This is a genomic window from Parabacteroides sp. 52, assembly GCF_010500925.1.
GTDB lineage: Bacteria > Bacteroidota > Bacteroidia > Bacteroidales > Tannerellaceae > QVMG01.
This window is the reverse complement of sequence record NZ_QVMG01000003.1, coordinates 19,267-43,475: the sequence shown is the minus strand read 5'-3', so window position 1 is coordinate 43,475 and position 24,209 is coordinate 19,267. Positions and strand designations below refer to the sequence as shown.

Here is a 24,209-nt window from a genome sequence, read left to right as displayed (position 1 = left end):
CGACTGAATGAAAGTACATAAAGAAGGAACAGGACTCTTACTTACAATGTTTTCGATATTATTTATCGTAAACGTGACTCTTTACCATACAACAGGGAAGAATGTATTGTTCTATTCGGTGGTTTCTGTCTCTGCCATTTTCTTCTTATTGGTACTTAATTTCTTTCGTAGTCCCTTCCGCCGTTTCCCTTACGACTCGGAAGGCTTGGTGATTGCCCCGGCAGACGGAACGATAGTGGCTATCGAAGAGGTCCTGGAGAATGAGATCCTTCATCAAAAATGCCTGCAGGTTTCTATCTTTATGTCAGTATTTAATGTGCATGCAAACTGGTTCCCGGTAAATGGAACAGTAAAACATGTGTCTCACCATAACGGACGTTTTATGGCTGCCTATCTGCCCAAGAGCAGTACGGAGAATGAACGATCGGCTGTGGTTATTACTACCCGGAACGGTGTTGATATCCTGGCACGACAGATAGCCGGAGCCATGGCACAGCGCATTGTTACCTATGCGAAAGAAGGAGAAAAATGCCATGTCGATGAACATATGGGATTTATAAAGTTCGGTTCGCGGGTAGATCTTTATTTGCCCCTGGGAACGGAGGTCTTGGTAGAGATGGACCAGAAAGTAACCGGAAACCAAACGCCCATCGCCCGCCTTGCCAAAACACCTTGTGATTGATAAGACCTTTACTGCTTGGGTAAAGCGGTTATATATTCCGATGCATATCAAAAAACATATTCCCAATACGATTACTTGCATGAGTCTTCTATCCGGTTGTGTAGCTACAGTAGCTGCCCTTCAGGGTAATTTAGCAGGTGCTGCCCTATGGATAATCATAGCTGCTGTATTCGATTTTCTGGATGGCCTGGCCGCCCGTTTATTGCATGCCTATTCTGCCATAGGGAAAGAGTTAGACTCTTTGTCGGATATGGTCAGCTTCGGAGTGGCTCCGGGTATGATTGTCTTCTGGCTGTTGGGGGAAGCTGCTCCGGCATTGCCTTTGGGAACGTTTAACAGTTATATTCCTTATCTAGCCTTTGTTATTCCAGTCTTTTCGGGATTACGCCTGGCCAAATTCAATGTAGACGAGCGGCAAACAAATTCATTTATCGGATTACCTGTCCCTGCCCATGCTTTGTTTTGGGCATCGGCCGGATATGCGGTGTTGCCTATGATACATTGGAAGGAAGAAGTATTTGTTGTTCTTACTGTTTTATTCTCTCTGATAAGCTCTTTGTTGTTGGTTTCTGAAATACCGATGTTTTCCCTGAAAGTAAAATCCCTGGCTTGGAAAGGCAATGAATTGCGTTATCTCTTGGTAGGCTGCGCTCTTGTCTTTGTCTTACTCTGGGGCTTTCTGGGCATAGCCGGTACGATTCTTCTCTATATTATTTTATCTCTTCTTAAGAGAAAATAGGGAATAGCCCCGGACTCACTCTATTCTTTCAGATTTAATAAATCTTTACAAGATTCTTTCTATCTTTGTAAAATGCGGTTCGGTAATCCTTTATAGAAGAGGAATTTTCCTTTCGGATTACATTCACCTTTCACTCTCTTTGTCTTTTTAGTAAGTAGCGTATTTAGTTGTAATAGATTATGATAAGGTTTTTATTAATTATAGTATTCTTTGTTTTTATCTTGATGTTTTTAGCGGGATTCTCTGTCTTGCGCACTTTTAAGAGTATCTTCTTCGGAGGAGACGATAAAAAGAATAACCAACGTACCCGTACGAAGAAAAATACTTCCGGTCAATCACATAACCGCCAAGGTCATCCCGGAGCTCCCGCCCGGAAAAAGATATTCCCGAAAGAAGAAGGGGAATATGTAGATTATGAAGAAGTGGAATAAATTTATCTTCTCTTTCTGAAGAACTCCTGCATCTCTCCGGCACATGCCTCTTCCAATAAACCGGCAACCACTTCTGTTTTCGGATGAAAAGCCTGGGGGGCAAAACGCTGAAAACCTCTTTTCTCATCAGAGGCACCATATACCACTTTACTTATTTGCGCCCAACCAATGGCACCTGCACACATAATGCAGGGCTCTACGGTGACATATAGGGTGCAATTTGTCAGGTATTTCGCACCGAGTACGCCTGTTGCTGCTGTTATGGCTAACATTTCGGCATGAGCCGTTGTGTCATTTAACAATTCTGTCTGGTTGTGTGCCCGGGCAATGATCTGGTTGTTACACACGATGATAGCCCCCACAGGAACCTCCCCTTTCGAAGCCGCCGTACGGGCTTCTATCAATGCCTGTTTCATGAAATAGGTATCGTCAAAAGGATTCATCGTCTCATTTCGTTTTCATTGAAGAGGGTAGGATAGTCTTCTTCCATCATCTTGAGGATGTGTTTCATGATGGTTTCCCGGTACCAGCGGGATTTGTTCTTTATCTTGTATCGGTCAAGATAGCGCGTCACAGCTTTCTGCTCCTCTTCATTAAGCATAAAGGTAACCTTGTGTATACGCGGCTTGTGAGGCTTTACCGCAGAATATGTAGACGCCTTTTTCATATTTTGCAAATGTACAAGGGAAAGATGAATTAAAAAAGAAAATCTATATATTTGTGAGGGATTATAAATGAACGCACCACATTATGGCAGAGAGAAATGACACCGGTCGGGAAGGGGAAGAAGAAGCCAGAGCTTTCTTGGTAAAGAAAGGATATACGGTACTGCATACCAACTGGCATTGGCATCATTTTGAATTGGATATTGTCGCAATAGATGGCGATATGCTCGTGGTGGTAGAGGTTAAAACACGGGCTATGGATTACCTCATATCCCCGGAAGATGCTGTCGACCGGAAGAAAATGAGACGAACCGTGATGGCGGCCGATGCTTATGTGCGCTATTTCAGTATGGATATGCCTGTGCGTTTTGATATTATAACGGTCGTAAAAAAGAAAGACGGTTATATTATCGATCATATAGATGACGCTTTCCTGCCTCCTGTGAAGTGATGGGCTATTGAAAGGGACAAGATAAATGACAAAAGAATAAATGTATGAATATAGAAGAGGTGCGTGATTATTGTTTTACACTGAAGAATACGACGGAATGTTTTCCTTTTGATGATGTAAACCTGGTGTTTAAGGTCGAAAACAAGATGTATCTATTGTTGCCATTGGATGCAGAAGAGCCCAAAATCACAGTAAAATGTGATCCGGACCGGGTGGAAGAATTGCGTGAACGTTACCAAGCTGTAGAACCAGCCTTTCATTTCAATAAAAAATATTGGAATAGCATTTGCCTGAACCGCGATATGCCGGAGGCAGCTATAAAAAGTTGGATTCATCATTCTTACCGCGAGGTCATTGCCAAACTCCCTAAAAAAACAAGAGAAACCTATGAAGGAGAATAAAGAGGCTCCTCAGATAATGCATCTTCCGGAAGTAGTCTCTACCAATCAGAGCTTACGTGCCTGTATAGGGAGTCGTCTCTTGCCGGAAGGCAGTGTGTTATGGGCGGATAACCAGACGGCTGGTCGTGGACAGATGGGCAATAGCTGGGAATCTGAACCGGGAAAGAATCTGACCTTCAGTGTGGTTCTTTATCCGGATGTAATTCCGGTAAACCGGCAGTTTCTGCTCTCCCAAATTACGGCCCTTAGTGTGCAGGAAACACTGAGTCAATATACAGATGAGGTGCGGATCAAATGGCCTAATGACATCTATTGGAAGGATCAGAAGATATGCGGCATGCTTGTAGAGAATGACCTGGCGGGCACTACGATCTATTGTTCAATCATCGGTATCGGTCTGAATCTGAACCAGGAATGTTTTGTCAGTAACGCTCCCAACCCGATCTCTCTCTCACAGATTACCGGAAAACACTATGATCGGGAAGAGATATTGCATCAATTTTTATCCCGCTTTTACTCCTATTATCTTTTGTTATTGCAAGAAAAAGAAGAAGAGATCCGGCAGGCTTACCAATCTGTACTTTATCGAAACGATGCGTATTATCCTTATCAGGACGCAGAGGGCAGCTTCGATGCATGTATTGAAGGCATTGAGCTCACCGGGCATCTCCTGTTGAAATTGCGCGACGGAAGCATTCGTAGGTATGCCTTTAAAGAAGTCTCCTGTCTTTTGTGATACAGCCTCTTCCTATTTTACCTCATATTTGTTTTTCCGTCAGGTATTTCCAGAAACGGACAGGCATATGTTGGCGTTGTAATTTAGGATTCAAACGTTCTTTTATGGTGATCGATTGGAAATACTGCTTCCACATTTTCTGAAACAGCTTTTCGTCCTTATCCATAATATCCTCATGGAGTATACCAGAGAACAGGTGATTTTCCTTTTTATCGAAACGTACCTCTATCACTTCGTGCATATCATAGTAATACCCATACTCGCGCTTCAGATCGTAGAGAAGCCATTTCTGGTCAGCAAAACGATCGGCGAAAAAATCAATTGCCAGGGGAAGTACATTATAAAGAGGTTCCATCGCTGCAAAGAAAGTACCATCAGCAGCTTTCTGAAAACGAGTGAACTGCTTGAGCCGTTCCTTTTCCTGTCCTACCTTTTTCCATATTTTAGATAACTCCAGGATGTCGGGATCTCCAAAGTTCATTTCAACAGATCCTTTTGCATCTAAGTTTTTGCGGATGTACCGAAACAACAACATGTCTATTCCCGGTAATTCGGATAACCAGCCTACCATAATGCCCGACAAGGCTATTTTAGATAATTTTTTCTCCAACCCTTTCCATACCCGGTTGGATTTCTTTTCCTCTGTTATTACGGTAAATACCTCTTCGTGAAAAAGAGGAAGAGGCTCGCCTTCCCCTACCAATACATCCGGGAATGTTTTCCTGTAATAGGCGTCGAAGACTGCCGTAAGCAGGCCTTCCAATGTCTTGTCATAAACGAATACTTTCATGTATCTCTTTCTTCCCGGAAATCCAGGATTAATTGCCTGTCATCTACTCTACGCCCGGTTTTCTTTGTGAGTATCCGGCGCACATTCTCCGGTTTCAGTTCCTGGATGGTTTGCATGGACAATTCATTGCAGGTGATGAAATACTGTGCCTTTTTCATGACAATGCCTATCTTCTTCAATTGTTCGGATCCCAAACGTCCATGACGGCGGGAGACAACGATCAACTTGGCCGATTTGACTCCAATACCGGGCACACGCAATAACATCTCATAATCTGCCCGGTTTACATCTACCGGGAATGCTTCGGGATGCCGCAAGGCCCAGGCCAGCTTCGGGTCTATCTCCAGATCCAGGTCCGGATAGGCATCGTCTACGATCTCTTCTACCTTAAACTGATAAAAACGCAATAACCAATCTGCCTGATACAAACGGTTTTCACGCACCAAAGGTGGTTGTTTCAAGGCAGGTAAGCGGGTGTCGTATCCGTTTACGGGGACAAAGCCGGAATAATACACCCGTTTCATTGTCGGGCGACGGTAGAGGGCAGAGGTGACCTGGAGGATATCTTTATCCGTATCCGGTGTAGCACCAACAATCATCTGTGTGCTTTGTCCCGCTGGGGCAAAACGGGGGGCGTATCGATACTTTTTCCTGTCTTCGGCACTTTGAAGTACGCCCTGTTGAATATAACGCATGGGAGCAAACACACTCTGAAAATCCTTTTCCGGAGCTAATAATTGCAGGCTTTGTTCATTCGGTATTTCTATATTGACACTTAAACGATCGGCATACAATCCGGCTTCCTGCACCAACTCCTGGCTGGCACCGGGGATACTTTTCATATGGATATACCCATTGAAACGATGTACCTGGCGAAGGTCTTTGATGATACGTACCAATCGCTCCATGGTATAATCCGGGCTACGTACTACGCCGGAGCTGAGAAATAAACCTTCAATATAATTACGACGATAAAATTCAATGGTTATATTCACTAATTCGGAAACGGAAAGTGTAGCCCGGCGAATGTCATTGCTTCTGCGGTTGATGCAATAGGCACAATCATACATGCAATAATTCGTCAGCATCACTTTAAGCAACGAGATGCATCGCCCATCTTCAGAAAAACTATGACAAATACCCCAGCCTGATGCACTTCCAATAGTCCCCTTTTTGTTTGACCGCGAGGTCCCACTGGAGGCACAGGATACATCATATCGAGCTGATTCAGCCAATATCTTTAGTTTTTCCAATGCACTTTCGTCCATGTATATGGATTCTTTTCTTTTCAGGGATGACTAAGGCGCACCCTCACATATGACAAAAATAATAAAAAAATCGGCTTGGGGCTCTGAGCTAAAAGTTTTCTTAAACAAAAAGAGCACGAGGAAATATGCATAACAAATCACTTTCGAGTCGACCTCGGGATAAAACCGATGATAAATATAAAGGAGTATACAAAGAGGCAATGCCTGTCGCGGATAACTATATCCGAAACAGGCATTTTTTTAAATTCAAATCTTCTTTCCGATATAGAACACATACCCATAAAAGGCCTTATACGTATCGTACAAACCTTCTTCCCGGCGTTGGTTCATAACGAGGTCTTCGACCATCGGCTTGCCGGGATACTTTTTCAGGAAGTCGTCCTGTGCCTTGTGGCAAGGTTTGAAAAAGTGTTCTGTCCAGCAGTTCTCCGGGATAATAAAGGTAGAGACAGGAACGTATCCGGCTCGTTGCATCTGGGCAACCTTGTTCGGGATCGTATCTATCCCAGGATAGTTCTCCATCCAGAAACGATGGATCTCTTCGGGCCGCTTGTCCGTAAACCATGAAGCTTCGGAGACGGCGATATACCCACCTTTCTTCAGATACTGTTTCCATTCGTTGAGTCCCTGTTCAAATCCAATATTATAAATCGCTCCTTCCGACCATATAAGGTCTAATGATTCTTTTTCGAAAGGAAGCGTTTCTGTCATTGAACCGACACAGCCTTTGACCCGGTCTTGCAAACCCAGTTGCTCGGCATTGCGATTGAATATCCGGATGAAGTCGGGAAACAAATCAAGTCCGGTAATCTCTCCCGCAACATGTTCTGCCAAAACCATTGTCTGTCCGCCCGTACCGCAGCCCAGATCGGCAATACAGGAGTCTGCTGTCAGATTATCTATAAAACTCAATGCTTTGAGGGTTACTTCAGGACTACCCGGTCCTTGACGTTTTACCTGAGAGAAGTATTCACAGATTAAACTGAAATCGAAATCGTAAATTGTTTTATTTTCGTTACTCATGATGTATCAATTTGAATGATGTTATATGATGAATAGATATACGGATATACCTATTGCATTGGATAATTATAATATATACATAAGAAATAACTCGGGCAAGAATATGCCTGAGTATATACGAAAGGATAACCTTGACAGGGCGTCAAAGGTTATTTACTACACCAAATCCTTCTTAGTTGTTGTCATAGGCAGGCAAAGATAATGTTTTTTCCCAAAAACAACTTATCCCAATAACTCTTTCAAATCATTATATTTCAAAATCTTTCCCTTTCCGGCTTCATATTCGATAATACCATCGCGTGTCATCTCGGATATAGCCCTTGAAAGCGAAGGACGTTCTACCCCAAAATATTCAGCCAGCGAAGCTATGCTCCGGTTGAGTTCAAACGCCCCGTTCCGTTCCTGTTGCAGGATATAATAGGCTATTTTCGCCTTAATCCCTTTTTGTGAAAAGATCTTCAGCCTTTCTGAAAGGAACTGTACCCGGTTAGCTATAAAAGCCATAAATCCCCGAAGGAAGCCGGGGCATTTGGCCATCTGCTTTTCAATCGACGATTTACTGATCAGGATCACCTCGCAATCCTCCATGGCGGTGACCTCCACCGGAAAGCGATTGTTGTCCGCAAAAATAAAAGCGGCAGCCAACGGATAAGGTGCCACAATCTCTTCCACAGAAACGGCAAGCCCCGACTGGGAAATAATCTCTGTCTTCACCTTGCCTTTTGTCAGCATATACAAGCCGGATATGCGGTCGCCCTGCGAAGCGATCAACTCTCCTCTTTTGTAGGTCTTTACCGTATGCTCAATCGTACATCTTATTTTCGCAATCTCCTCCGGGGATTTCTCGCGGCATACTGTACAAAAGAATAATAAGTCTGCATTCATAGATTTTGTTTTTACAAAAATAGGGAAAGCTGAGCGCAATCAAGCTTGCTTTGAATTGCCGAAGCGCATCCTATTTTCTACAAAGATAGTATAATAAAAATCATACCTGTAACGAATGTTACGATTCCTCTTCTCGTACTGCCCTATGTTTGCAAACGAATAAGTATATAAGAGATGAAAAGAACAGTTATAAAAATAAACGAAGAATTGTGCAACGGCTGCGGAATATGCGTTGAAGGCTGTCATGAAGGTGCATTGCAACTGATCGACGGCAAAGCCCGGATGGTCAGCGATCTCTATTGCGATGGCTTAGGTGCCTGTATCGGGGATTGCCCTGTGGGAGCGATCGACTTTGAAGAACGGGAGGCTGCTCCTTATGACGAAACAGCCGTGATGAAAAGGCTTGTTCCCAAAGGGGAGAAAACAATCCGGGCACATCTGTTGCATCTGAAGGAACATAATGAAATGGATCTTCTGGCGCAAGGCCTTCATTTCCTGAAAGAACATAATATAGAGATAGATATGGACAGAGAGAATAAGGAACAAAGGCGTAGTTGCGATCAGCCTTTTTCGGCTTGTCCGGGGAGTCGGGCGATGTCGTTTGCTCCGGTAAATCCGGTAACGCCAACGGGGCATACCCCTTCACAATTGCGCCAATGGCCGGTGCAGCTTCATTTGTTGAATCCACAGGCGGGATATTTCCGGGCGGCGGATGTGGTGTTGGCGGCCGATTGTACGGCTTATGCTTATGGTGGTTTCCACGACCGTTTCTTGAAGAACCGGATATTGGCTATCGCCTGCCCGAAGCTCGACAGCAACAAAGAATTATATGTGTCGAAGATTGCCGAGATGATAGACGGGGCGCAGATTAATACCCTGACGGTAGTTATTATGGAAGTACCCTGCTGCGGAGGTCTGTTGCAACTGGTTAAAATGGCCTTGGAACAAACGAAAAACAAAGTCCCTGTAAAAAAGGTTGTTATAGGAGTACAAGGCGATATGATAGAAGAGAACTGGATATAAACAACTTAAATTTAGTCAAAATGAACATGTTTTGTTATCAATGTCAGGAAACGGCTCTGAACAAGGGCTGTACAGTGAAAGGAGTATGCGGAAAGACTTCCGATGTAGCCAACTTACAGGATTTATTGATCTTCCTGTTGAAAGGTATTTCCCGTTACACGGGGGAAATGCGCAAAAAAGGAATTACGGTATCTGCCCGAACCAATCATTTTGTGATGGAATCGTTGTTTATGACCATCACCAACGCCAATTTCGACAAAGAACGTTTTGTCACCCGTATCCGCGAAGCAATCGCTTTGCGCGATCAGCTTGCCGCAGAAGTGGGCGATATACATAGCAGTTGCGATTGCACGACATGGAGAGGAAGCAGTCGCGAAGAAATGGAAGCGAAAGCGGCTACGGTAGGTGTCCTAAAAACGGAAAACGAAGACGTGCGCTCGCTCCGTGAATTATTGACATACGGATTGAAAGGCATGGCTGCATACGCCGAACATGCGGTGAATTTAGGCTTCGACGATGAAGATATACAATCCTTTATGCAGGAAGCCTTAGTGGCTACCACCCAGGATCTCTCAGCCGACGAGCTAACGGCATTGGTTCTTAAATGCGGTGAATACGGGGTGAAAACAATGGCGCTGCTCGACAAAGCCAATACCTCGACTTATGGTAATCCGGAAATAACAAAGGTGAATATCGGTGTACGGAACAACCCGGCGATATTGATTTCCGGGCACGACCTGCGCGATATGCAGGATCTGTTGGAACAAACCGAAGGTACAGGTGTGGATGTATATACGCACAGTGAGATGCTCCCGGCACATTATTATCCGGCATTTAAGAAATACAGCCACTTCGCAGGCAACTACGGCAGTGCCTGGTGGCGTCAGAACGAAGACTTCGAGTCGTTTAACGGAGTCATCCTGTTTACAACCAACTGTATTGTGCCTCCCCGTTCGACATCCACGTATGCCGATCGCGTTTACACGACAGGAGCTGCCGGCTTCAGCGGATTTCCCCATATCGAAGACAGGAAAGAAGGAAAGGCAAAAGACTTCTCCAAATTGATCGAACACGCCAAACAATGCAAAGCACCTACGGAAATCGAAACGGGAGAAATCATCGGCGGTTTTGCCCACGCACAGGTATTTGCCCTGGCCGACAAGGTCGTAGATGCTGTAAAATCAGGGGCGATTCGTAAGTTCTTTGTCATGGCAGGGTGCGACGGACGCATGAAAAACCGGGGGTACTATACCGAATTTGCAGAGAAACTACCGAAAGATACGGTGATCCTTACTGCCGGTTGCGCGAAATACCGGTATAACAAATTGCCATTGGGCGATATCGGAGGTATCCCCCGTGTCTTGGACGCCGGACAATGCAATGACAGTTACTCCCTGGCTCTGATCGCCTTGAAACTGAAAGAGGTCTTCGAACTCAATGATGTGAACGAATTACCGATTGCATACAATATTGCCTGGTATGAACAGAAAGCTGTGATCGTTCTCCTGGCTTTGCTTTCGTTGGGTGTAAAGAATATCCACTTAGGTCCGACATTGCCTGCATTCCTTTCTCCCAATGTGGCGAAAGTACTAATCGACAATTTCGGCATCGGTAGCATTACAACGCCGGATGAAGATATGAAGATGTTCTTGTCATAACTATAAATTCACGGATAAATTTACTGTTGATAGCTATCGTCAGTACTGATGATAGCTATCGTTACTACTGACGATAACTATCGTTACTACTGACGATAGCTATCAACAGTAGAATTGTCCCGCAATTTTCAAGAAAACCTTAAGCTGTATGAAGCTCTCCATGAGCATCCGGGAGGGAATACAAAAAAAGGAAGGATGCCTGTTATCCCAACAGCATTCCTTCCTTCAAACATTAATTTGTTAACCTAAATCTATATCTACTTATTATTCACTACGAATGTAGCTTGTAAACCGTCCCGGCTATTGGGACCTATCCACAAACGGAATTCGCCGGTTTCTACTTCTTTTTTCATATCAATCGTATAAAAGGCCAATTCTTCGACCGGCAAGGTAAAGGTTAGCGTTTTCTTTTCTCCGGCTTTGAGGGCGATACGGCCAAACCGCTTCAGTTCTTTGACCGGACGGGTGACAGAAGCATAGCAGTCCTGCACATAAAGTTGTACGATCTCTGTCGCATCATACGCGCCTGTATTAGAGATATCACAACTGACCGACAAGACATCCGATACTTTTACGGATTCGGCCGACACCTTCAGGTTGTCATAGGCAAAGGTGGTGTAGGATAGTCCGTATCCAAAAGGATACAAAGGAGCATCGCCTGCATCCAGATAGAAAGAGGTGTTTCCCAGTGAGGTTTGTCCCGCTTCCCGCTGAATACCGTCCAAAAGCGTTTCTGTTCCCGAATAAGGACGTCCCGTATTCTTATGACTATAATAGAGCGGGATCTGCCCGACAACACGCGGGAAGGTAACAGGCAGCTTCCCACTTGGCACTGCTTTACCAAACAATAGGTCGGCAATAGCCGGTCCTCCCATCGTGCCGGGATGGAAATTATACAAGACCGCTTTAGACAGTTCTACATCGCGGGCAATAGTCAACGGACGCCCGGCCATCACGACCGTAACCACCGGTTTTCCCGTTTTTGCCACAGCGGCAATCAACTCACTTTGCGCCCCTTGCAAATGAAGATCGGCCAAGCAATGTGCCTCTCCCGAAAGAATGGCTTCTTCTCCGACAAAAGCCAATACAACATCCGCCTGCCGGGCCACAGCTACCGCTGCCGGGATTCCTTCCGTACTTTTATCCCGGCTATAGGCTGTTCCTTCTGCATACAAGATGCGTATCTTCTCTCCATATGTTTTCCGAAGAGCATCCAAAGGTGTTTGTGTATGGTTCTTATCTCCATCAAAAACCCAGGTTCCCATCTGGTCATGCGGGGCATGCGCCATAGGGCCTACCACGGCTATGGTTTGAATATTCTCTGATAAAGGGAGAACACCCTCCTCATTCTTTAATAATATAGCCGATTGCACAGCCGCCTCTTTGGCTTTCTGCAGATGCTGCTCGGCATAGAGAACAGAAGATGCGGTAGTATCCACATACGGATTCTCAAAAAGACCTAAACGGAACTTGATCCGAAGTATGTTCCTCACCGCATTATCGATGGTAGCCATCTTCACTTTCCCTTCATCCAGGAGAGCTTTCACTTGGTTGACATAGGTGTAGCTGACCATCTCCATATCTACTCCGGCATTGATTGCTTTCTCTGCCGCTTCTTTCTCGTCTTTACAAAAGCCGTGTGGGATCATTTCTTTCACAGAGGCCCAATCGGATACCACAAAGCCGTCGAAGTGCCATTCCTTGCGTAAGACCTGATCCAGGATAAACTTATTCCCGGTAGAAGGCACTCCGTCATTGTCGTTGAAAGAAGTCATAAAGGTAGCCGCTCCTGCTTTTACCGCAGCCTCGAAAGGAGGCAGATAGACATTCCGCAACTGCCGCTCAGTGAGAAAGGTGGAATTATAATCACGCCCTCCCTCTGCGGCTCCATAACCGACGAAATGTTTCGGGCAGGCCGCGATGGAAGTAGGGTCGCTCAGGTCGTCTCCCTGAAAACCTTTGATCATGGCCGCCCCCAATACGGATGTCAGATATGTATCTTCCCCCAAGCTTTCGGCAATACGTCCCCAGCGAGGATCGCGGGCGATGTCCACCATAGGGGCAAAAGTCCAACGTACCCCGCGCGAAGAAGCTTCAATCGCCGCCACCCGGGCACCGTCTTCCACCAACTGCGGGTTGAAAGAGGCGGCCTGTCCCAAAGGTATAGGAAAGATCGTTTTAAAACCATGGATCACATCCCGTCCGATAATCAACGGGATTTTCATACGGGATTCTTCGATGGCGACCTGCTGCAAGGCATTCAATGCAGTGGGATCTACTATGTTTAAAAGCGAACCCACCTCTCCTTTGCGTACAAGGTCGGCAATCTGTGCCGGATCACCATACGGACTGATCTGGTTCATCTGTCCGATCTTTTCCTCCAGTGTCATTTGTTTAAGCAGAGATTCGATCCGATGTTCTTCGGACCGGCTCGTATTCGACCGGCTCGGCTGACTATCACATGCCTGCAGGCAGAGAGTCAACAATATAATCAATACTATTATTTTATCTTTCATTCTTATTGAATTGATGTTGAGGGAGAAGAACGGGCTGCTCCAACTGTCTTCTGTCACATAAAAGAGCAACCCGTCTTCCTGATATACACTAAAACTCACACAACATGTTCTGTTTCTTCTTTATCAATAGGGATTTTGTTTCAATTCAAATTCTCCCATTCCTTTAGTCTTGTCTATCTCCTCCTGGTAAATAGGCAGGTATTTATTTTTATTCGGATCCCAGGTACGTACAGAAGAGTATTCCGGCATATTTTCCGTCAACACAGTAGCTGCATCTCCCCATCTTACCAAATCCCAATAACGAAGTCCTTCACCGACAAACTCCAGATGACGTTCCTTTTTGATGTTTTCCATGGTTGCATTCACCTTATTCTGTTCGAATTTATCACCAAAGGCTTAAATCCAATATAAGAAATCGTTAAAATACTCTGATCGGGAGCAGAGAGGGTAAACTGACCATCCAGATCAGTCATCGTTCCATTCGTGGTTCCTTTTACAACGACATTCACTCCTAATAACGGCTCATTGTCCGCACTTGAAACAACCACTCCTTTTATTTGTATGTTTTGCGCAGACAAAGAAAAGACTGTGGTTAAAAACAGCATACATGTTAATACTAAATTTCTCATAATTATTAAATTAAGATTGACATTTTCAAACAGTGCAAACATAATTCAACATTTATCTCGAAACGGGAACAATACCCATTCTTGAATACGTCACAGTCAAAAAACAAATACGTCAACAATACGTCAGATAGAGATAAGTAGATAGTTATCAGTTTATTGATAAAAAGACCAAAAGACGGCTTGGAAATTCTTCTCTTTGTTTTCCCTTTTTTCTGTTTTGAAGTTAGCAGGAGAAAGTGTGTCTTGAATCTTTTGTCCTATTTTGCCGCAAATTGCAAACTCCAGTGAACAAATTGTACACATATAATGTTAATTGCATGGAAAAGAGTGATTAATACTGAAAAATTTCCTTAATAGTGTTTTTTCATTTGAAATAATTATTACTTTTGTATCCGGTTTACAAGGCAAAAATGTAAGACCTACCCATACACAGGGAACGCCCTGTTATTTTTTGCGGAAGAGATAGAAAAGCAATATAAACCAAGCAATTAAATTATTAACAAAATGGCTAATTTAGATTTAAGCAAGTACGGAATTACAGGTGCTACAGAAATCATCTACAATCCGTCTTATGATCAATTGTTCGAAGAAGAAACCAAACCAGGTTTGGAAGGTTTTGAAAAAGGTCAGGCAACTGAACTGGGAGCTGTAAACGTGATGACAGGTGTATACACCGGACGTTCTCCTAAAGATAAATTCTTCGTAATGGACGAAACTAGCAAGGACACTGTATGGTGGACTTCTGAAGAATATAAAAACGACAACAAACCGGTAGATGCAAAATGCTGGGCTGCTGTAAAAGACTTAGCTACTAAACAACTTTCAGGCAAACGCTTGTTCGTGGTTGACGCATTCTGCGGTGCCAACGAAAACAGCCGCTTGAAACTGCGCTTCATCATGGAAGTAGCATGGCAGGCACATTTCGTGAAAAACATGTTCATCCGTCCGACAGAAGCTGAATTGGCTAACTTCGGCGAACCTGATTTCGTGATCATGAACGCGTCTAAAGCAAAAGTTGAAAACTACGCAGAACTGGGCTTGAACTCTGAAACTGCTGTTGTATTCAACCTGACTGAAAAGATCCAGGTGATCCTGAACACATGGTACGGTGGTGAAATGAAAAAAGGTATGTTCTCTTATATGAACTATCTGTTGCCGCTGCAAGGTATGGCTTCTATGCACTGCTCTGCCAACACAGATATGGAAGGCAAGAACACCGCTGTATTCTTCGGTCTGTCTGGAACAGGTAAGACTACCTTATCAACTGACCCGAAACGTCTGTTGATCGGTGACGACGAACACGGATGGGATGACGAAGGCGTATTCAACTTCGAAGGGGGTTGCTATGCAAAAGTTATCAACTTGGATAAAGAAAGCGAACCGGACATCTACAAAGCAATCCGTAAAGATGCTTTATTGGAAAACGTAACGGTTGACGCAAACGGTAAAATTGATTTCGCAGACAAATCGGTAACAGAAAACACACGCGTTTCTTATCCGATCGATCATATCACTAACATCGTAAAACCGGTATCTAAAGCAGGTCCTGCTGAAAAAGTAATCTTCCTGTCGGCTGATGCATTCGGCGTATTGCCTCCGGTATCTATCCTGAGCCCGGAACAAACTCAGTACTACTTCCTTTCTGGATTTACTGCTAAATTAGCAGGTACAGAACGTGGTATTACGGAGCCGACTCCTACTTTCTCTGCTTGTTTCGGTGCTGCTTTCTTGTCATTACACCCAACAAAATACGGTGAAGAACTGGTGAAGAAAATGCAAAAATCAGGCGCTAAGGCTTACTTGGTGAACACTGGTTGGAACGGAACAGGCAAACGTATCTCTATCAAAGATACTCGCGGTATCATCGATGCTATCCTGGACGGCTCTATCGACAAAGCTCCGACTAAAACGATTCCTTTCTTCGATTTCGTTGTTCCTACTGCATTGCCGGGTGTTGATCCGAACATCTTGGATCCGCGTGATACTTACGCAGATGCTGCACAGTGGACTACGAAAGCAGAAGACCTGGCTAACCGTTTCATCAAGAACTTTGCGAAGTTCACTGGAAACGACCTGGGTAAATCGCTGGTTGCTGCCGGCCCGAAATTGTAATTTTTTACAAGATATATCATTAAAAAAGAGGCGTCTCGAAAGAGATGCCTCTTTTTTTGCTTATTTTTGCAACCTCAACTTTAAGGGCTTTAAAGTTTTTTGTGCTTCGATAACTAAAAAAAGAATTATATGAAAAGATTTTTTATCGCATTTGTTTTATTTCTCTTCACTTTTGTGATGTATGCCCAAAACCTGCAATTGCATTTCGATCCCCGTCATGGTATTCATGGCGATAAAATCTCTGATACGAATTACTTTACGGCTACGTTCGAAATGTTTAAACCCGACAGATGGGGGTCGACGTTTATGTTTGTCGATCTCGACTTCAATCAGAGCCGGGGCAATATCGGAACGGCTTACCTGGAGATCGCCCGCGATTTCAAGATCGGCAATTGCCCCGTTATGCCGCATGTGGAATTCAATGGAGGGGTTGGCAACGCGGATAGCTTCGGATTCAGTATTGAGAACGCCTATCTGGCTGGGTTGTCTTATTCCACAAATATCAAAGGAGCCAATCTGGGTACCTACCTGGCCTATAAATACAATGCTTTTAAAAAGGTAAGTAACGATATTCAATGGACAGCGACCTGGGGTATTAACTTCCTAAACGACAAACTTACTTTTGCCGGATTTCTCGATATCTGGACACAGAATAAAAACAAAACACATGAGCCGGGCGAGAAAGGCAAAGAGATTGTCTTGTTGACCGAACCACAGCTTTGGTATAACGTGACCGATCATCTCTCTTTGGGAACAGAGGTAGAGATAAGTAATAATTTTCTCTTACGTAAAGATAAGGCATATATCAATCCGACGATTGCAGCGAAGTGGCAATTCTAATACAAACGATCATGAAAAACATCCTTGAAAAAACATTCAAACTGACTGAACACAAAACAACCATTCGTAGGGAATTCCTGGCAGGTCTAATCACGTTTCTGACCATGTCGTATATCCTGATTGTCAATCCGAGTATTCTTTCGACAACAGGTATGGACCGGGAAGCACTGTTTACGGCGACTGTGATCTCGACTGTGATAGCAACCCTGGTGATGGCTTTGTACGCCAAACTGCCGATCGCTTTGGCTCCAAGCATGGGACTGAATGCCTTTTTTGCCTTTACCATCTGCGGGGTGATGGGTTATTCCTGGCGGTTTGCCCTGACGGCAGTTCTGTTGGAAGGAATCTTGTTTATTATACTTTCTTTTTTCAATATCCGGGAAATTATAGTGAAGAGTATTCCGCGGGTGTTGAAAGATGCAATCCCTGTAGGCATCGGACTTTTTATCACGCTGATCGGGCTGAAAAACGCGGGCATTGTGGTGGCTAACCCTGCTACTTTGGTTTCGTTGGGCGACCTTTCGCAGCACAGCGTTTGGATTGCGTTATTAGGCCTGATTATTACCGGCGTATTATTGACCCGGAATGTGAACGGAGCCATTTTGATAGGTATAGTAGTGGCAACTCTCTTTGCGCTTGTTTTGGGTGATATTCAATTCCCGGAGACAAGCATTGTCAGTGCACCTCCATCGATCGCACCCGTCTTTGCCCAATTTGAATGGGAGCATGCCCTCTCGCTTGATATGGGAATTGTCGTTTTTACCTTATTATTTGTCAATCTATTCGATACGGCAGGCACGCTTATCGGAGTTGTATCAAAAGCCGGATTAGCTGATGAGAATGGTGATTTCCCACAGATGAAGAAAGCATTGCTTTCGGATGCAATCGGTTCGACCGTCGGAGGTATATTAGGAACAAGCACAGTCACCTCGTATGTGGAAAGTGCATCAGGCGTGGCTTCGGGAGGACGTACCGGTTTGACGTCGGTAAGTACGGCGCTCTTCTTTTTGTTGGCTTTATTTTTTGCTCCTTTGTTTTTAATGGTTCCGGCAGCGGCAACCTCTCCGGCACTTATTATTGTCGGTTTGTTTATGATCTCATCTGTAGCAAAAATAAATTTCAGTGATATAAGCGAAGGGCTTCCGGCTTTTATTACGATTGTGTTTATGCCGTTCACTTACAGTATCGCGGAAGGAATCACCTATGGTATGTTGAGTTTTGCTTTGGTCAAAGCCTGCTCGGGTAGAGGAAAGGAGGTATCCACCACTGTTTATGTGCTCGCTGTTTTGTTTTTAGTGAAAATAGTACTGAATGCAACGCATATATTCGGATAAAGAAAATAGCCCCTTAAATTTTATATAAAAATAAAGGTATTTTAAAATTTGTTATTATCTTTACATTCTTAATATTCTAGTGGGAAGTACATTTAGTCAGATGAAAAGTAAGATAGCATTACTCATAGGGGTGATATTGTGTTTGTCGTCATGTGGCAAAGACTATACTTACCGGATTGAAGGGAAACTTTCCAATCTGGAGACCCAGACTATCTACATTGTTTTTGAAAAAGAAAACTATACACTGATTGATACGATTGAATGTGCTAAACCCGGGCAATTTGTTGTAGAGCAATCCATTGAAGGGTTTAATAGTGCCACTCTTTTCTTTGAAAATAAAAGTCGCTGGTTGACAGTCTATCTGAAACCCGGTTCGACCGTTTCCATCTCTGGCGATGTGCAATACCCCATGTTGCTTCAGGTAAAAGGAGGAAAAATAAACGAACAATTATCTGCTGTCCGGAAGTTATTATCCCCTCTGTTAAAAGAATATACAGATCTAAACCGGCAATTAAACAATAAAGAGCACAATTCTATTGAAGAAACAGAAATCGCGTCTCGTATTGCCAATGTGAATATGCAATTGAATGAGCAGGTAACTTCTTACATCAAAGAGCATTCCGATGAAGAAGTCTCTGTCGTTCTTATTCAGATGTTTTTTATGGAAGCTGACGATACCCGTCGCATGGATGAATTGTTGGCTTTGTTAGACCCCCGGCTAAAAAGTTTCTATCTGGTACATACGCTTGAACAATTCAGTGCGCGGGCTAAACGTACGGCCTTGGGAGCAGAAGCTCCCGGCTTTACTGTAGAAAACATAGAAGGGACCTCTGTAAATCTGGACTCTTTTGCTAGTAAATATGTATTACTCGCATTTACAGCCCCCTGGTGTGATATGTGCCAGACGGAAGATTTATACCTGGATAAAGTAGCCATGAAGTATCCCAAAGAAGAAGTGGATATCTTATTGGTCAGCCTGGATTCGAACCAGAAAGAAGTGCGCCGGCTACTTGAAACAGACTCGATCGCCTGGAACCTGGTAACCGATTCGGCCGGACAGGCTACGATGTTACTGGATTTGTATAATGTAAGTGCTTTGCCCCGCTGTTTTTTGATTGATGAAGAAGGGAAAATCCTGCTTAAAACAGAAAATGGCCTTGAGATAAGACAGACTTTAGAGAAGCTGTTTGAGGATGAAGAAGAATGATAAGGGTTACTAACCTTTACCATTTACAATTAATATTAACCATTACCTTCTGCCATGTTAGTCAAAACCTTTGCTGCTGCCCTGCAAGGCATATCAGCTCTACTTGTCACCATTGAAGTGAATTGTTCCAAAGGAGTTCAATTTCTATTAGTCGGATTAGCGGATGCTGCCGTAAGGGAAAGTCATGAGCGGATCATTTCTGCCCTCCAGGTGAGTGGGTATAAAATACCGCGCAACCGCATCGTAATCAATATGGCTCCTGCCGATATACGCAAAGAAGGATCGGCTTATGACTTGCCTCTATCTATCGCTATCCTGGCAGGTACCGAACAGATCGAAGCCTCCCGCCTGGAACAATTTATGATGATGGGAGAATTATCCCTGGACGGAAGCCTGCAACCGATAAAAGGCGTATTACCTATTGCTATAAAAGCCCGGGAAGAGGGTTTTAAGGGATTGATACTCCCCCGTCAAAACGCCCGGGAAGCTGCTGTTGTCAACGATCTATTGGTCTATGGAGTAGACAACCTCAAAGAGGTCATTGCATTTATGAATGGGAAAAAAGAACTGGAACCAACCACAGTCGATACCCGGAAGGAATTTTATGACCGCCAACAGACATTTGACTTTGATTTCTCAGAAGTACGGGGACAAGAAAATGTAAAAAGAGCCCTGGAAGTTGCCGCCGCTGGAGGGCATAATCTATTGATGGTCGGTCCTCCCGGCAGTGGAAAATCCATGCTGGCCAAACGCCTACCTTCGATCTTGCCCCCCTTTACTCTACAAGAGTCTCTGGAAACAACCAAAATACATTCTGTGGCAGGAAAGATAAACAGCCATACTTCTTTAATGGCTCAACGTCCGTTTCGCTCCCCTCACCACACAATATCCGATGTTGCCATGGTAGGAGGAGGTGCTTTTCCGCAACCGGGAGAGATTAGCCTTGCCCATAACGGTGTTTTGTTTTTGGATGAACTTCCGGAATTTAACCGGAGCGTGCTCGAAGTCATGCGTCAGCCATTGGAGGACAGACTGATCAATGTGTCCCGTGCCCGTTTCACTGTTGATTATCCGGCGGGTTTTATGTTGATCGCTTCCATGAATCCTTGTCCGTGTGGATATTATAATCATCCGGAGAGAACCTGTTTATGCTCTCCCGGATCGGTGCAGAAATATATGAACCGCATCTCCGGTCCTTTATTGGATCGGATTGATATACAGATTGAGATTACCCCTGTGCCTTTTGAGAAAATATCAGAACGACATCCTTCTGAACATAGTGAAACGATCCGTGAACGGGTGATAAAAGCCCGGATTATACAGGAAGAACGGTTTAAACATCACCAAGGTACTTACTGCAATGCGCAGATGAATACCAAATTACTACATATATATGCAGTGCCCGACAAAGAAGGTTTATCCCGGTTAAAAACGGCTATGGAGAAACTAAACCTATCAGCCCGGGCCTATGATCGCATTCTGAAAGTTTCCCGTACGATCGCCGACCTGGACGGTTCAGAAAACATTCAGGTCCCACACCTGGCAGAAGCAATCAATTACAGAAACCTGGACAGAGAAGGGTGGGGCATGTAAATAGTTAATCAAAAGCAAGTTGCAGATTAGAAAAAAACCAAAAGTAACCGAAAAAGGACCAGTCGACAACCCGCCTTATTAACTCTTTTTGAGTAATGAGATTCAATTTTTATGTTTCTTTTAAATAACTTTGCCCCAAATTCTTTACAACAGTCACGATAAAACAAAAACAAGGCGCGCATTACATTTGATTTCACAAAATATCTGACTACTGAAATAGAGTTCTAAAAAAGAACCTTATAAAGTATTTAGAATTTTCACTGCAATAAGGACTTTGACAAAGTTCTGATTAAACTCTACTAAGATGAGAAAATTATTTCAAAGTAGTCCTTGGGACTCTTTTTTAAGGCAAACATATATTTTTAAAAGACTGAATCTTACTCTTTTCTTACAAATCTTCTCGGTTTGTTTCTGTATCCTGCTGATGGGGTGTGGAATGGAGGATGAGGTCGACCAGGAAGGCTATTGGATGTTGCAGGTTGATACGGATTTTACTATCACGACCGAAACAAAATCATCCACAGAAAGCCGGGCTTCGGTTCCTTCTGTCAACGACTTCGTCGTCGAGCTGTATAACGCTTCGGGCAGTACACTTGTGCAAAAATGGGAACACTTCTCAGACATGGGCGAAACAATCCGGTCAAAGACAGGAGATTTTCTATTGAAAACCTATTATGGGGAACAGCATACGGGTGCTTTTGAAAAGCCGTATTATGAAGGTTCTTCTTCTTTTTCGGTAAAAGGCAAACAAACAACCCAGGTTGCTGTCACAGCCAGGATAGCCAATACCAAGGTATCTGTCAATTACAAAGAAGGCTTTAAAAATTACTTTAAAGATTACAGTATGAAAATGGCATCGACAGGGGATTCCCTCCTTTTCTCCAAGAATGAGACACGAGCCGCCTTCTTTGAACCGGGAAAAGTAGGAATGTCACTGGCCCTGACCAAACAGGATGGTACCCAACTCTCTTATTCTCCTGCCTCTATCTCTACCGAAAAAGGGAAGCATTATATAATAAATATAGATGTGAGTGAAAATGGTTCCGGAGGCATGGACCTGGTTATTGCATTTGACAAGTCTACCGAAAACAGACCGATCACCATCTCCTTACCAGGGAGTGCTACAGCAGTGAAGTCTCCTCCTTTCATCCTTCCGACCGGATTCGCTAACGGACGTATACTCTCATTCATTGTAGGGGCAACCGATATAGAGCCTGTTTCCGCTTTAGTAATAGCAGAGGGAGGCATCTCTTCCTGTAAAATCTCTACCGACTCATATGACGTCATGAAAATGAACTGGCCCATTGGGGCTATCGACCTGGCGGCCACAGACGCCTCCTCGGTGACGAACCAACAGATTATAAGAGACTTGGGATTCGACTTTACTCCCTCTATGAATGGCCTGCAGATGGCAGAACTAGATTTCACAAAGCTGATACCTCTCCTTCCGACAAACTCGCAGGTCGATCTTACGCATACATTCTATATAGAGGTAACCGACGAAGAGGGAGATACAAATGCACGTTTCTCTGTTGTTCTTCAAAGCATGAATCCGGGATTCCGTTTGTTCAAGCCTGTTGATATACCAATAGGAAGCACCCTGGCAAACATCCGTTTCGAACTATGCGAAGGCAGTATTAATCAGATAAAAGCAGAATACCTGAGTTATGGTGTCTGGAGTGCCTGTGAATTTGAAAAACCGATAGAGAAAACCAATATTGTCAATATCTATAGCTGTACAATCAAGATACCTGCATTAACAACGCAAGGACAGTCTATTCGCTTGAATTATAACAATGGAGCTCGTTATTCCAATGAACAAGTGATTGAATATTTGAAGTAACAAACGTAGGTGCCCTATTGGCATGTATTATACGGGGCTACGACAAAGAACGAATTTGAATAAAACAAAGTAAAATAAATAAAAGAAATCGAATGAAAAAGATCGTATATATAAAGTGGATAAGCCTTTCCGTATGGCTGCTTTCCTGTTTCTTCACCGCTTGCGGAAGGGAAGAGATTAATTATGATTTAGGAGAGGACGGAGAACTCTCTTTCAAAGAATTCAGTTTTTCCGTCGATACGGAAACAGACACGAAAGCTAGTGTCGATGTGTCTTCCTTTATCTTAAAAATCTGTCAGACGGGAACAAATACTGTTGTCAACAACTATAAATGGTCTTACAACAACCTGCCTTCTATTGTCACCTTAAAGACTGGCACCTATGATCTCATCGTTCAATCGGACGAGAACGGACCTGAGGCAGCGGCCTGGGATGCCCCTTATTATAGCACAGTGAAAACATTCACGATTGAGAAGAATAAGGTGACCAACTTAGGTAAGCTGGTCTGTGGTTTGCAGAATGTAAAAGTATCTGTTTCCATTCCCAACCGAGCAGACTTCAAAGGTGAGGTGCAGGATGGATATACCGTGTTGGTAAACAATGGTAGTACAGGTACACTTACTTTTACCGATGCTGATATCCTGGCCATGGAAGCCGGCACGAAGTATGCCTATTTTGCAGCACCCAAAAGTACAAATACCTTTACGGTTACCTTATCCGGACGCCGTCCCGACAATGCCCCTTTGATTGAAACACACCAGATTGTAGGAGTCAAAGGAGGAGAATATCGTAAGATTACCATCCATGTCGCAATTACCGGCACATTACAGGCTACCCTGTATATAGACTCTAATATGGAGACTATCAACAAAGATATTCATGTTCCGATCGAAGAAGGAGTGATCCCTCCTGATCCGACCGATCCAACGGACCCCACCGATCCAACGGACCCTACGGATCCTACGGACCCTACGGATCCTACAGTACCCGCGGGACCGGCAATCACCGGAGATAGTTTCAACTTCACTTTCCCTGTGGGTCAAACCCAAAACGTTATTGTTTATATACAAGCCGATGCAGGTATAAAAAACTTGAAAGTAGATATCGATTCTCCTTTCCTTACACCGGAAATGCTGAAGAGTGTCGGACTCACCAACAGTTTCGATTTGGCGGAACCGGGTATGCTGAAAGAGACTTTTGAAGGATTGGGATTATTGGAGAAAGATGTTTCTGTCAAGGGACAAAAATCAAAAGTGTTCAATATTACCTCTTTTACCCCCCTGTTACTGGAAGCCGGAACACATAAGTTTATACTTACAGTGGTTGATACAAATGGAAAAACAGCCACGCAGACATTGACTTTAACCACCACCTAAAAGAAGT

23 protein-coding genes and 1 pseudogene are annotated in these 24,209 nt (G+C 43.9%); 15 read left to right on the top strand and 9 right to left on the bottom strand.

Translation table 11 applies throughout. From position 1 onward, the window contains the following. Positions 1 to 7: 7 nt before the first annotated feature. The 3 genes from D0T51_RS03675 to D0T51_RS03665 all read left to right on the top strand — a co-directional run bounded on the left by D0T51_RS03675 (position 8) and on the right by D0T51_RS03665 (position 1,852). Entirely contained in the window at positions 8 to 682 is a 675-nt protein-coding gene (locus D0T51_RS03675; protein ID WP_163725352.1) for a phosphatidylserine decarboxylase family protein, read from the top strand. A gap of 40 nt (positions 683 to 722) precedes the next feature. Further along, positions 723 to 1,421, top strand: a complete 699-nt coding sequence (locus D0T51_RS03670; RefSeq protein ID WP_163725349.1) for a phosphatidylcholine/phosphatidylserine synthase — start codon at positions 723 to 725, stop codon at positions 1,419 to 1,421. 179 nt (positions 1,422 to 1,600) lie between these two features. Further along, complete coding sequence (locus tag D0T51_RS03665; protein WP_163725346.1) at positions 1,601 to 1,852, top strand: DUF4834 family protein; 252 nt, start codon at positions 1,601 to 1,603, stop codon at positions 1,850 to 1,852. 2 nt (positions 1,853 to 1,854) lie between these two features. Here the strand turns inward: D0T51_RS03665 and D0T51_RS03660 are convergent, their stop codons facing one another. Together D0T51_RS03660 and D0T51_RS03655 are read right to left on the bottom strand one after the other, a co-directional pair. After that, positions 1,855 to 2,295, bottom strand: coding sequence for a nucleoside deaminase (locus D0T51_RS03660; protein ID WP_163725342.1), 441 nt, complete (start codon positions 2,293 to 2,295; stop codon positions 1,855 to 1,857). Next, entirely contained in the window at positions 2,292 to 2,453 is a 162-nt protein-coding gene (locus D0T51_RS03655) for a hypothetical protein (RefSeq protein ID WP_373457001.1), read from the bottom strand. Before D0T51_RS03655 ends, D0T51_RS03660 begins: the two co-directional genes overlap by 4 nt. A gap of 149 nt (positions 2,454 to 2,602) precedes the next feature. Here D0T51_RS03655 and D0T51_RS03650 point away from each other — a divergent pair, with 149 nt between their 5' ends. From D0T51_RS03650 to D0T51_RS03640, 3 genes are read left to right on the top strand one after another with little or no spacing between them, the layout of a single operon-like run. Next, complete coding sequence (locus D0T51_RS03650; protein WP_163725336.1) at positions 2,603 to 2,968, top strand: YraN family protein; 366 nt, start codon at positions 2,603 to 2,605, stop codon at positions 2,966 to 2,968. A 44-nt stretch (positions 2,969 to 3,012) separates the two neighbouring features. Then, positions 3,013 to 3,369 carry an MmcQ/YjbR family DNA-binding protein gene (locus D0T51_RS03645; RefSeq protein ID WP_163725333.1) on the top strand — a complete coding sequence of 119 codons (357 nt, stop codon included), beginning with the start codon at positions 3,013 to 3,015 and terminating at the stop codon, positions 3,367 to 3,369. After that, a complete protein-coding gene (locus tag D0T51_RS03640; RefSeq protein ID WP_163725330.1) occupies positions 3,356 to 4,105 on the top strand; it encodes a biotin--[acetyl-CoA-carboxylase] ligase in 750 nt (249 codons plus the stop codon). The genes D0T51_RS03645 and D0T51_RS03640 overlap by 14 nt, the downstream gene beginning before the upstream one ends. A 22-nt stretch (positions 4,106 to 4,127) precedes the next feature. Here D0T51_RS03640 and D0T51_RS03635 read toward each other — a convergent pair whose 3' ends face one another. The 4 genes from D0T51_RS03635 to D0T51_RS03620 all read right to left on the bottom strand — a co-directional run bounded on the left by D0T51_RS03635 (position 4,128) and on the right by D0T51_RS03620 (position 8,071). Continuing rightward, positions 4,128 to 4,895 (bottom strand): TIGR03915 family putative DNA repair protein, encoded by a 768-nt coding sequence (locus D0T51_RS03635; RefSeq protein ID WP_163725328.1) that lies wholly within the window; start codon positions 4,893 to 4,895, stop codon positions 4,128 to 4,130. Beyond that, entirely contained in the window at positions 4,892 to 6,163 is a 1,272-nt protein-coding gene (locus D0T51_RS03630) for a putative DNA modification/repair radical SAM protein (RefSeq protein WP_163725325.1), read from the bottom strand. The genes D0T51_RS03635 and D0T51_RS03630 overlap by 4 nt, the downstream gene beginning before the upstream one ends. Before the next feature lie 246 nt (positions 6,164 to 6,409). Next, positions 6,410 to 7,186 (bottom strand): class I SAM-dependent methyltransferase, encoded by a 777-nt coding sequence (locus D0T51_RS03625; protein ID WP_163725322.1) that lies wholly within the window; start codon positions 7,184 to 7,186, stop codon positions 6,410 to 6,412. 222 nt (positions 7,187 to 7,408) lie between these two features. After that, complete coding sequence (locus D0T51_RS03620) at positions 7,409 to 8,071, bottom strand: Crp/Fnr family transcriptional regulator (protein WP_163725320.1); 663 nt, start codon at positions 8,069 to 8,071, stop codon at positions 7,409 to 7,411. Between the two features lie 174 nt (positions 8,072 to 8,245). Between D0T51_RS03620 and D0T51_RS03615 the strand changes: the two genes are divergently transcribed. Together D0T51_RS03615 and hcp are read left to right on the top strand one after the other, a co-directional pair. Beyond that, positions 8,246 to 9,094, top strand: coding sequence for an ATP-binding protein (locus tag D0T51_RS03615; RefSeq protein WP_163725318.1), 849 nt, complete (start codon positions 8,246 to 8,248; stop codon positions 9,092 to 9,094). Positions 9,095 to 9,120: 26 nt separating this feature from the next. Continuing rightward, positions 9,121 to 10,752 carry a hydroxylamine reductase gene (gene hcp, locus D0T51_RS03610; RefSeq protein WP_203583317.1) on the top strand — a complete coding sequence of 544 codons (1,632 nt, stop codon included), beginning with the start codon at positions 9,121 to 9,123 and terminating at the stop codon, positions 10,750 to 10,752. A 257-nt stretch (positions 10,753 to 11,009) separates the two neighbouring features. Here the strand turns inward: hcp and bglX are convergent, their stop codons facing one another. The 3 genes and pseudogenes from bglX to D0T51_RS03595 form a co-directional block, all read right to left on the bottom strand. Next, entirely contained in the window at positions 11,010 to 13,268 is a 2,259-nt protein-coding gene (bglX, locus tag D0T51_RS03605; protein WP_163725556.1) for a beta-glucosidase BglX, read from the bottom strand. A 123-nt stretch (positions 13,269 to 13,391) separates the two neighbouring features. Continuing rightward, positions 13,392 to 13,622: a RagB/SusD family nutrient uptake outer membrane protein gene (locus tag D0T51_RS03600; RefSeq protein ID WP_163725314.1), complete on the bottom strand. Its 231-nt coding sequence runs from the start codon at positions 13,620 to 13,622 to the stop codon at positions 13,392 to 13,394. A gap of 41 nt (positions 13,623 to 13,663) precedes the next feature. Next, a pseudogene (locus D0T51_RS03595) lies at positions 13,664 to 13,897 on the bottom strand (carboxypeptidase-like regulatory domain-containing protein); the annotation flags it as partial. Positions 13,898 to 14,401: 504 nt separating this feature from the next. On the opposite strand from D0T51_RS03595, the gene pckA reads away from it, so the two are divergent. From pckA to D0T51_RS03560, 7 genes are all read left to right on the top strand, one after another. Then, positions 14,402 to 16,009, top strand: coding sequence for a phosphoenolpyruvate carboxykinase (ATP) (pckA, locus tag D0T51_RS03590; protein WP_163725312.1), 1,608 nt, complete (start codon positions 14,402 to 14,404; stop codon positions 16,007 to 16,009). Between the two features lie 129 nt (positions 16,010 to 16,138). After that, positions 16,139 to 16,849, top strand: coding sequence for a DUF5020 family protein (locus D0T51_RS03585; RefSeq protein WP_163725310.1), 711 nt, complete (start codon positions 16,139 to 16,141; stop codon positions 16,847 to 16,849). Between the two features lie 11 nt (positions 16,850 to 16,860). Further along, positions 16,861 to 18,183 (top strand): NCS2 family permease, encoded by a 1,323-nt coding sequence (locus D0T51_RS03580; protein ID WP_163725308.1) that lies wholly within the window; start codon positions 16,861 to 16,863, stop codon positions 18,181 to 18,183. Between the two features lie 100 nt (positions 18,184 to 18,283). After that, positions 18,284 to 19,390 carry a TlpA disulfide reductase family protein gene (locus D0T51_RS03575; protein WP_163725305.1) on the top strand — a complete coding sequence of 369 codons (1,107 nt, stop codon included), beginning with the start codon at positions 18,284 to 18,286 and terminating at the stop codon, positions 19,388 to 19,390. 54 nt (positions 19,391 to 19,444) lie between these two features. Continuing rightward, positions 19,445 to 20,983: a YifB family Mg chelatase-like AAA ATPase gene (locus tag D0T51_RS03570; protein ID WP_163725302.1), complete on the top strand. Its 1,539-nt coding sequence runs from the start codon at positions 19,445 to 19,447 to the stop codon at positions 20,981 to 20,983. A 304-nt stretch (positions 20,984 to 21,287) separates the two neighbouring features. Beyond that, positions 21,288 to 22,826, top strand: a complete 1,539-nt coding sequence (locus D0T51_RS03565) for a DUF4493 domain-containing protein (RefSeq protein WP_163725299.1) — start codon at positions 21,288 to 21,290, stop codon at positions 22,824 to 22,826. A gap of 92 nt (positions 22,827 to 22,918) precedes the next feature. Next, positions 22,919 to 24,202, top strand: a complete 1,284-nt coding sequence (locus D0T51_RS03560) for a DUF4493 domain-containing protein (RefSeq protein ID WP_163725296.1) — start codon at positions 22,919 to 22,921, stop codon at positions 24,200 to 24,202. Positions 24,203 to 24,209 lie beyond the last annotated feature (7 nt).

Excerpts from the sequence above, each read along its gene's own strand:
- D0T51_RS03675 (WP_163725352.1), top strand. The coding sequence starts at position 8 with ATGAAAGTACATAAAGAAGGAACAGGACTCTTACTTACAATGTTTTCG.
- D0T51_RS03670 (WP_163725349.1), top strand. The coding sequence starts at position 723 with ATGCATATCAAAAAACATATTCCCAATACGATTACTTGCATGAGTCTT.
- D0T51_RS03665 (WP_163725346.1), top strand. The coding sequence starts at position 1,601 with ATGATAAGGTTTTTATTAATTATAGTATTCTTTGTTTTTATCTTGATG.
- D0T51_RS03660 (WP_163725342.1), bottom strand. The coding sequence starts at position 2,295 with ATGAATCCTTTTGACGATACCTATTTCATGAAACAGGCATTGATAGAA.
- D0T51_RS03655 (WP_373457001.1), bottom strand. The coding sequence starts at position 2,453 with ATGCTTAATGAAGAGGAGCAGAAAGCTGTGACGCGCTATCTTGACCGA.
- D0T51_RS03650 (WP_163725336.1), top strand. The coding sequence starts at position 2,603 with ATGGCAGAGAGAAATGACACCGGTCGGGAAGGGGAAGAAGAAGCCAGA.
- D0T51_RS03645 (WP_163725333.1), top strand. The coding sequence starts at position 3,013 with ATGAATATAGAAGAGGTGCGTGATTATTGTTTTACACTGAAGAATACG.
- D0T51_RS03640 (WP_163725330.1), top strand. The coding sequence starts at position 3,356 with ATGAAGGAGAATAAAGAGGCTCCTCAGATAATGCATCTTCCGGAAGTA.
- D0T51_RS03635 (WP_163725328.1), bottom strand. The coding sequence starts at position 4,895 with ATGAAAGTATTCGTTTATGACAAGACATTGGAAGGCCTGCTTACGGCA.
- D0T51_RS03630 (WP_163725325.1), bottom strand. The coding sequence starts at position 6,163 with ATGGACGAAAGTGCATTGGAAAAACTAAAGATATTGGCTGAATCAGCT.
- D0T51_RS03625 (WP_163725322.1), bottom strand. The coding sequence starts at position 7,186 with ATGAGTAACGAAAATAAAACAATTTACGATTTCGATTTCAGTTTAATC.
- D0T51_RS03620 (WP_163725320.1), bottom strand. The coding sequence starts at position 8,071 with ATGAATGCAGACTTATTATTCTTTTGTACAGTATGCCGCGAGAAATCC.
- D0T51_RS03615 (WP_163725318.1), top strand. The coding sequence starts at position 8,246 with ATGAAAAGAACAGTTATAAAAATAAACGAAGAATTGTGCAACGGCTGC.
- hcp (WP_203583317.1), top strand. The coding sequence starts at position 9,121 with ATGTTTTGTTATCAATGTCAGGAAACGGCTCTGAACAAGGGCTGTACA.
- bglX (WP_163725556.1), bottom strand. The coding sequence starts at position 13,268 with ATGAAAGATAAAATAATAGTATTGATTATATTGTTGACTCTCTGCCTG.
- D0T51_RS03600 (WP_163725314.1), bottom strand. The coding sequence starts at position 13,622 with ATGGAAAACATCAAAAAGGAACGTCATCTGGAGTTTGTCGGTGAAGGA.
- pckA (WP_163725312.1), top strand. The coding sequence starts at position 14,402 with ATGGCTAATTTAGATTTAAGCAAGTACGGAATTACAGGTGCTACAGAA.
- D0T51_RS03585 (WP_163725310.1), top strand. The coding sequence starts at position 16,139 with ATGAAAAGATTTTTTATCGCATTTGTTTTATTTCTCTTCACTTTTGTG.
- D0T51_RS03580 (WP_163725308.1), top strand. The coding sequence starts at position 16,861 with ATGAAAAACATCCTTGAAAAAACATTCAAACTGACTGAACACAAAACA.
- D0T51_RS03575 (WP_163725305.1), top strand. The coding sequence starts at position 18,284 with ATGAAAAGTAAGATAGCATTACTCATAGGGGTGATATTGTGTTTGTCG.
- D0T51_RS03570 (WP_163725302.1), top strand. The coding sequence starts at position 19,445 with ATGTTAGTCAAAACCTTTGCTGCTGCCCTGCAAGGCATATCAGCTCTA.
- D0T51_RS03565 (WP_163725299.1), top strand. The coding sequence starts at position 21,288 with ATGAGAAAATTATTTCAAAGTAGTCCTTGGGACTCTTTTTTAAGGCAA.
- D0T51_RS03560 (WP_163725296.1), top strand. The coding sequence starts at position 22,919 with ATGAAAAAGATCGTATATATAAAGTGGATAAGCCTTTCCGTATGGCTG.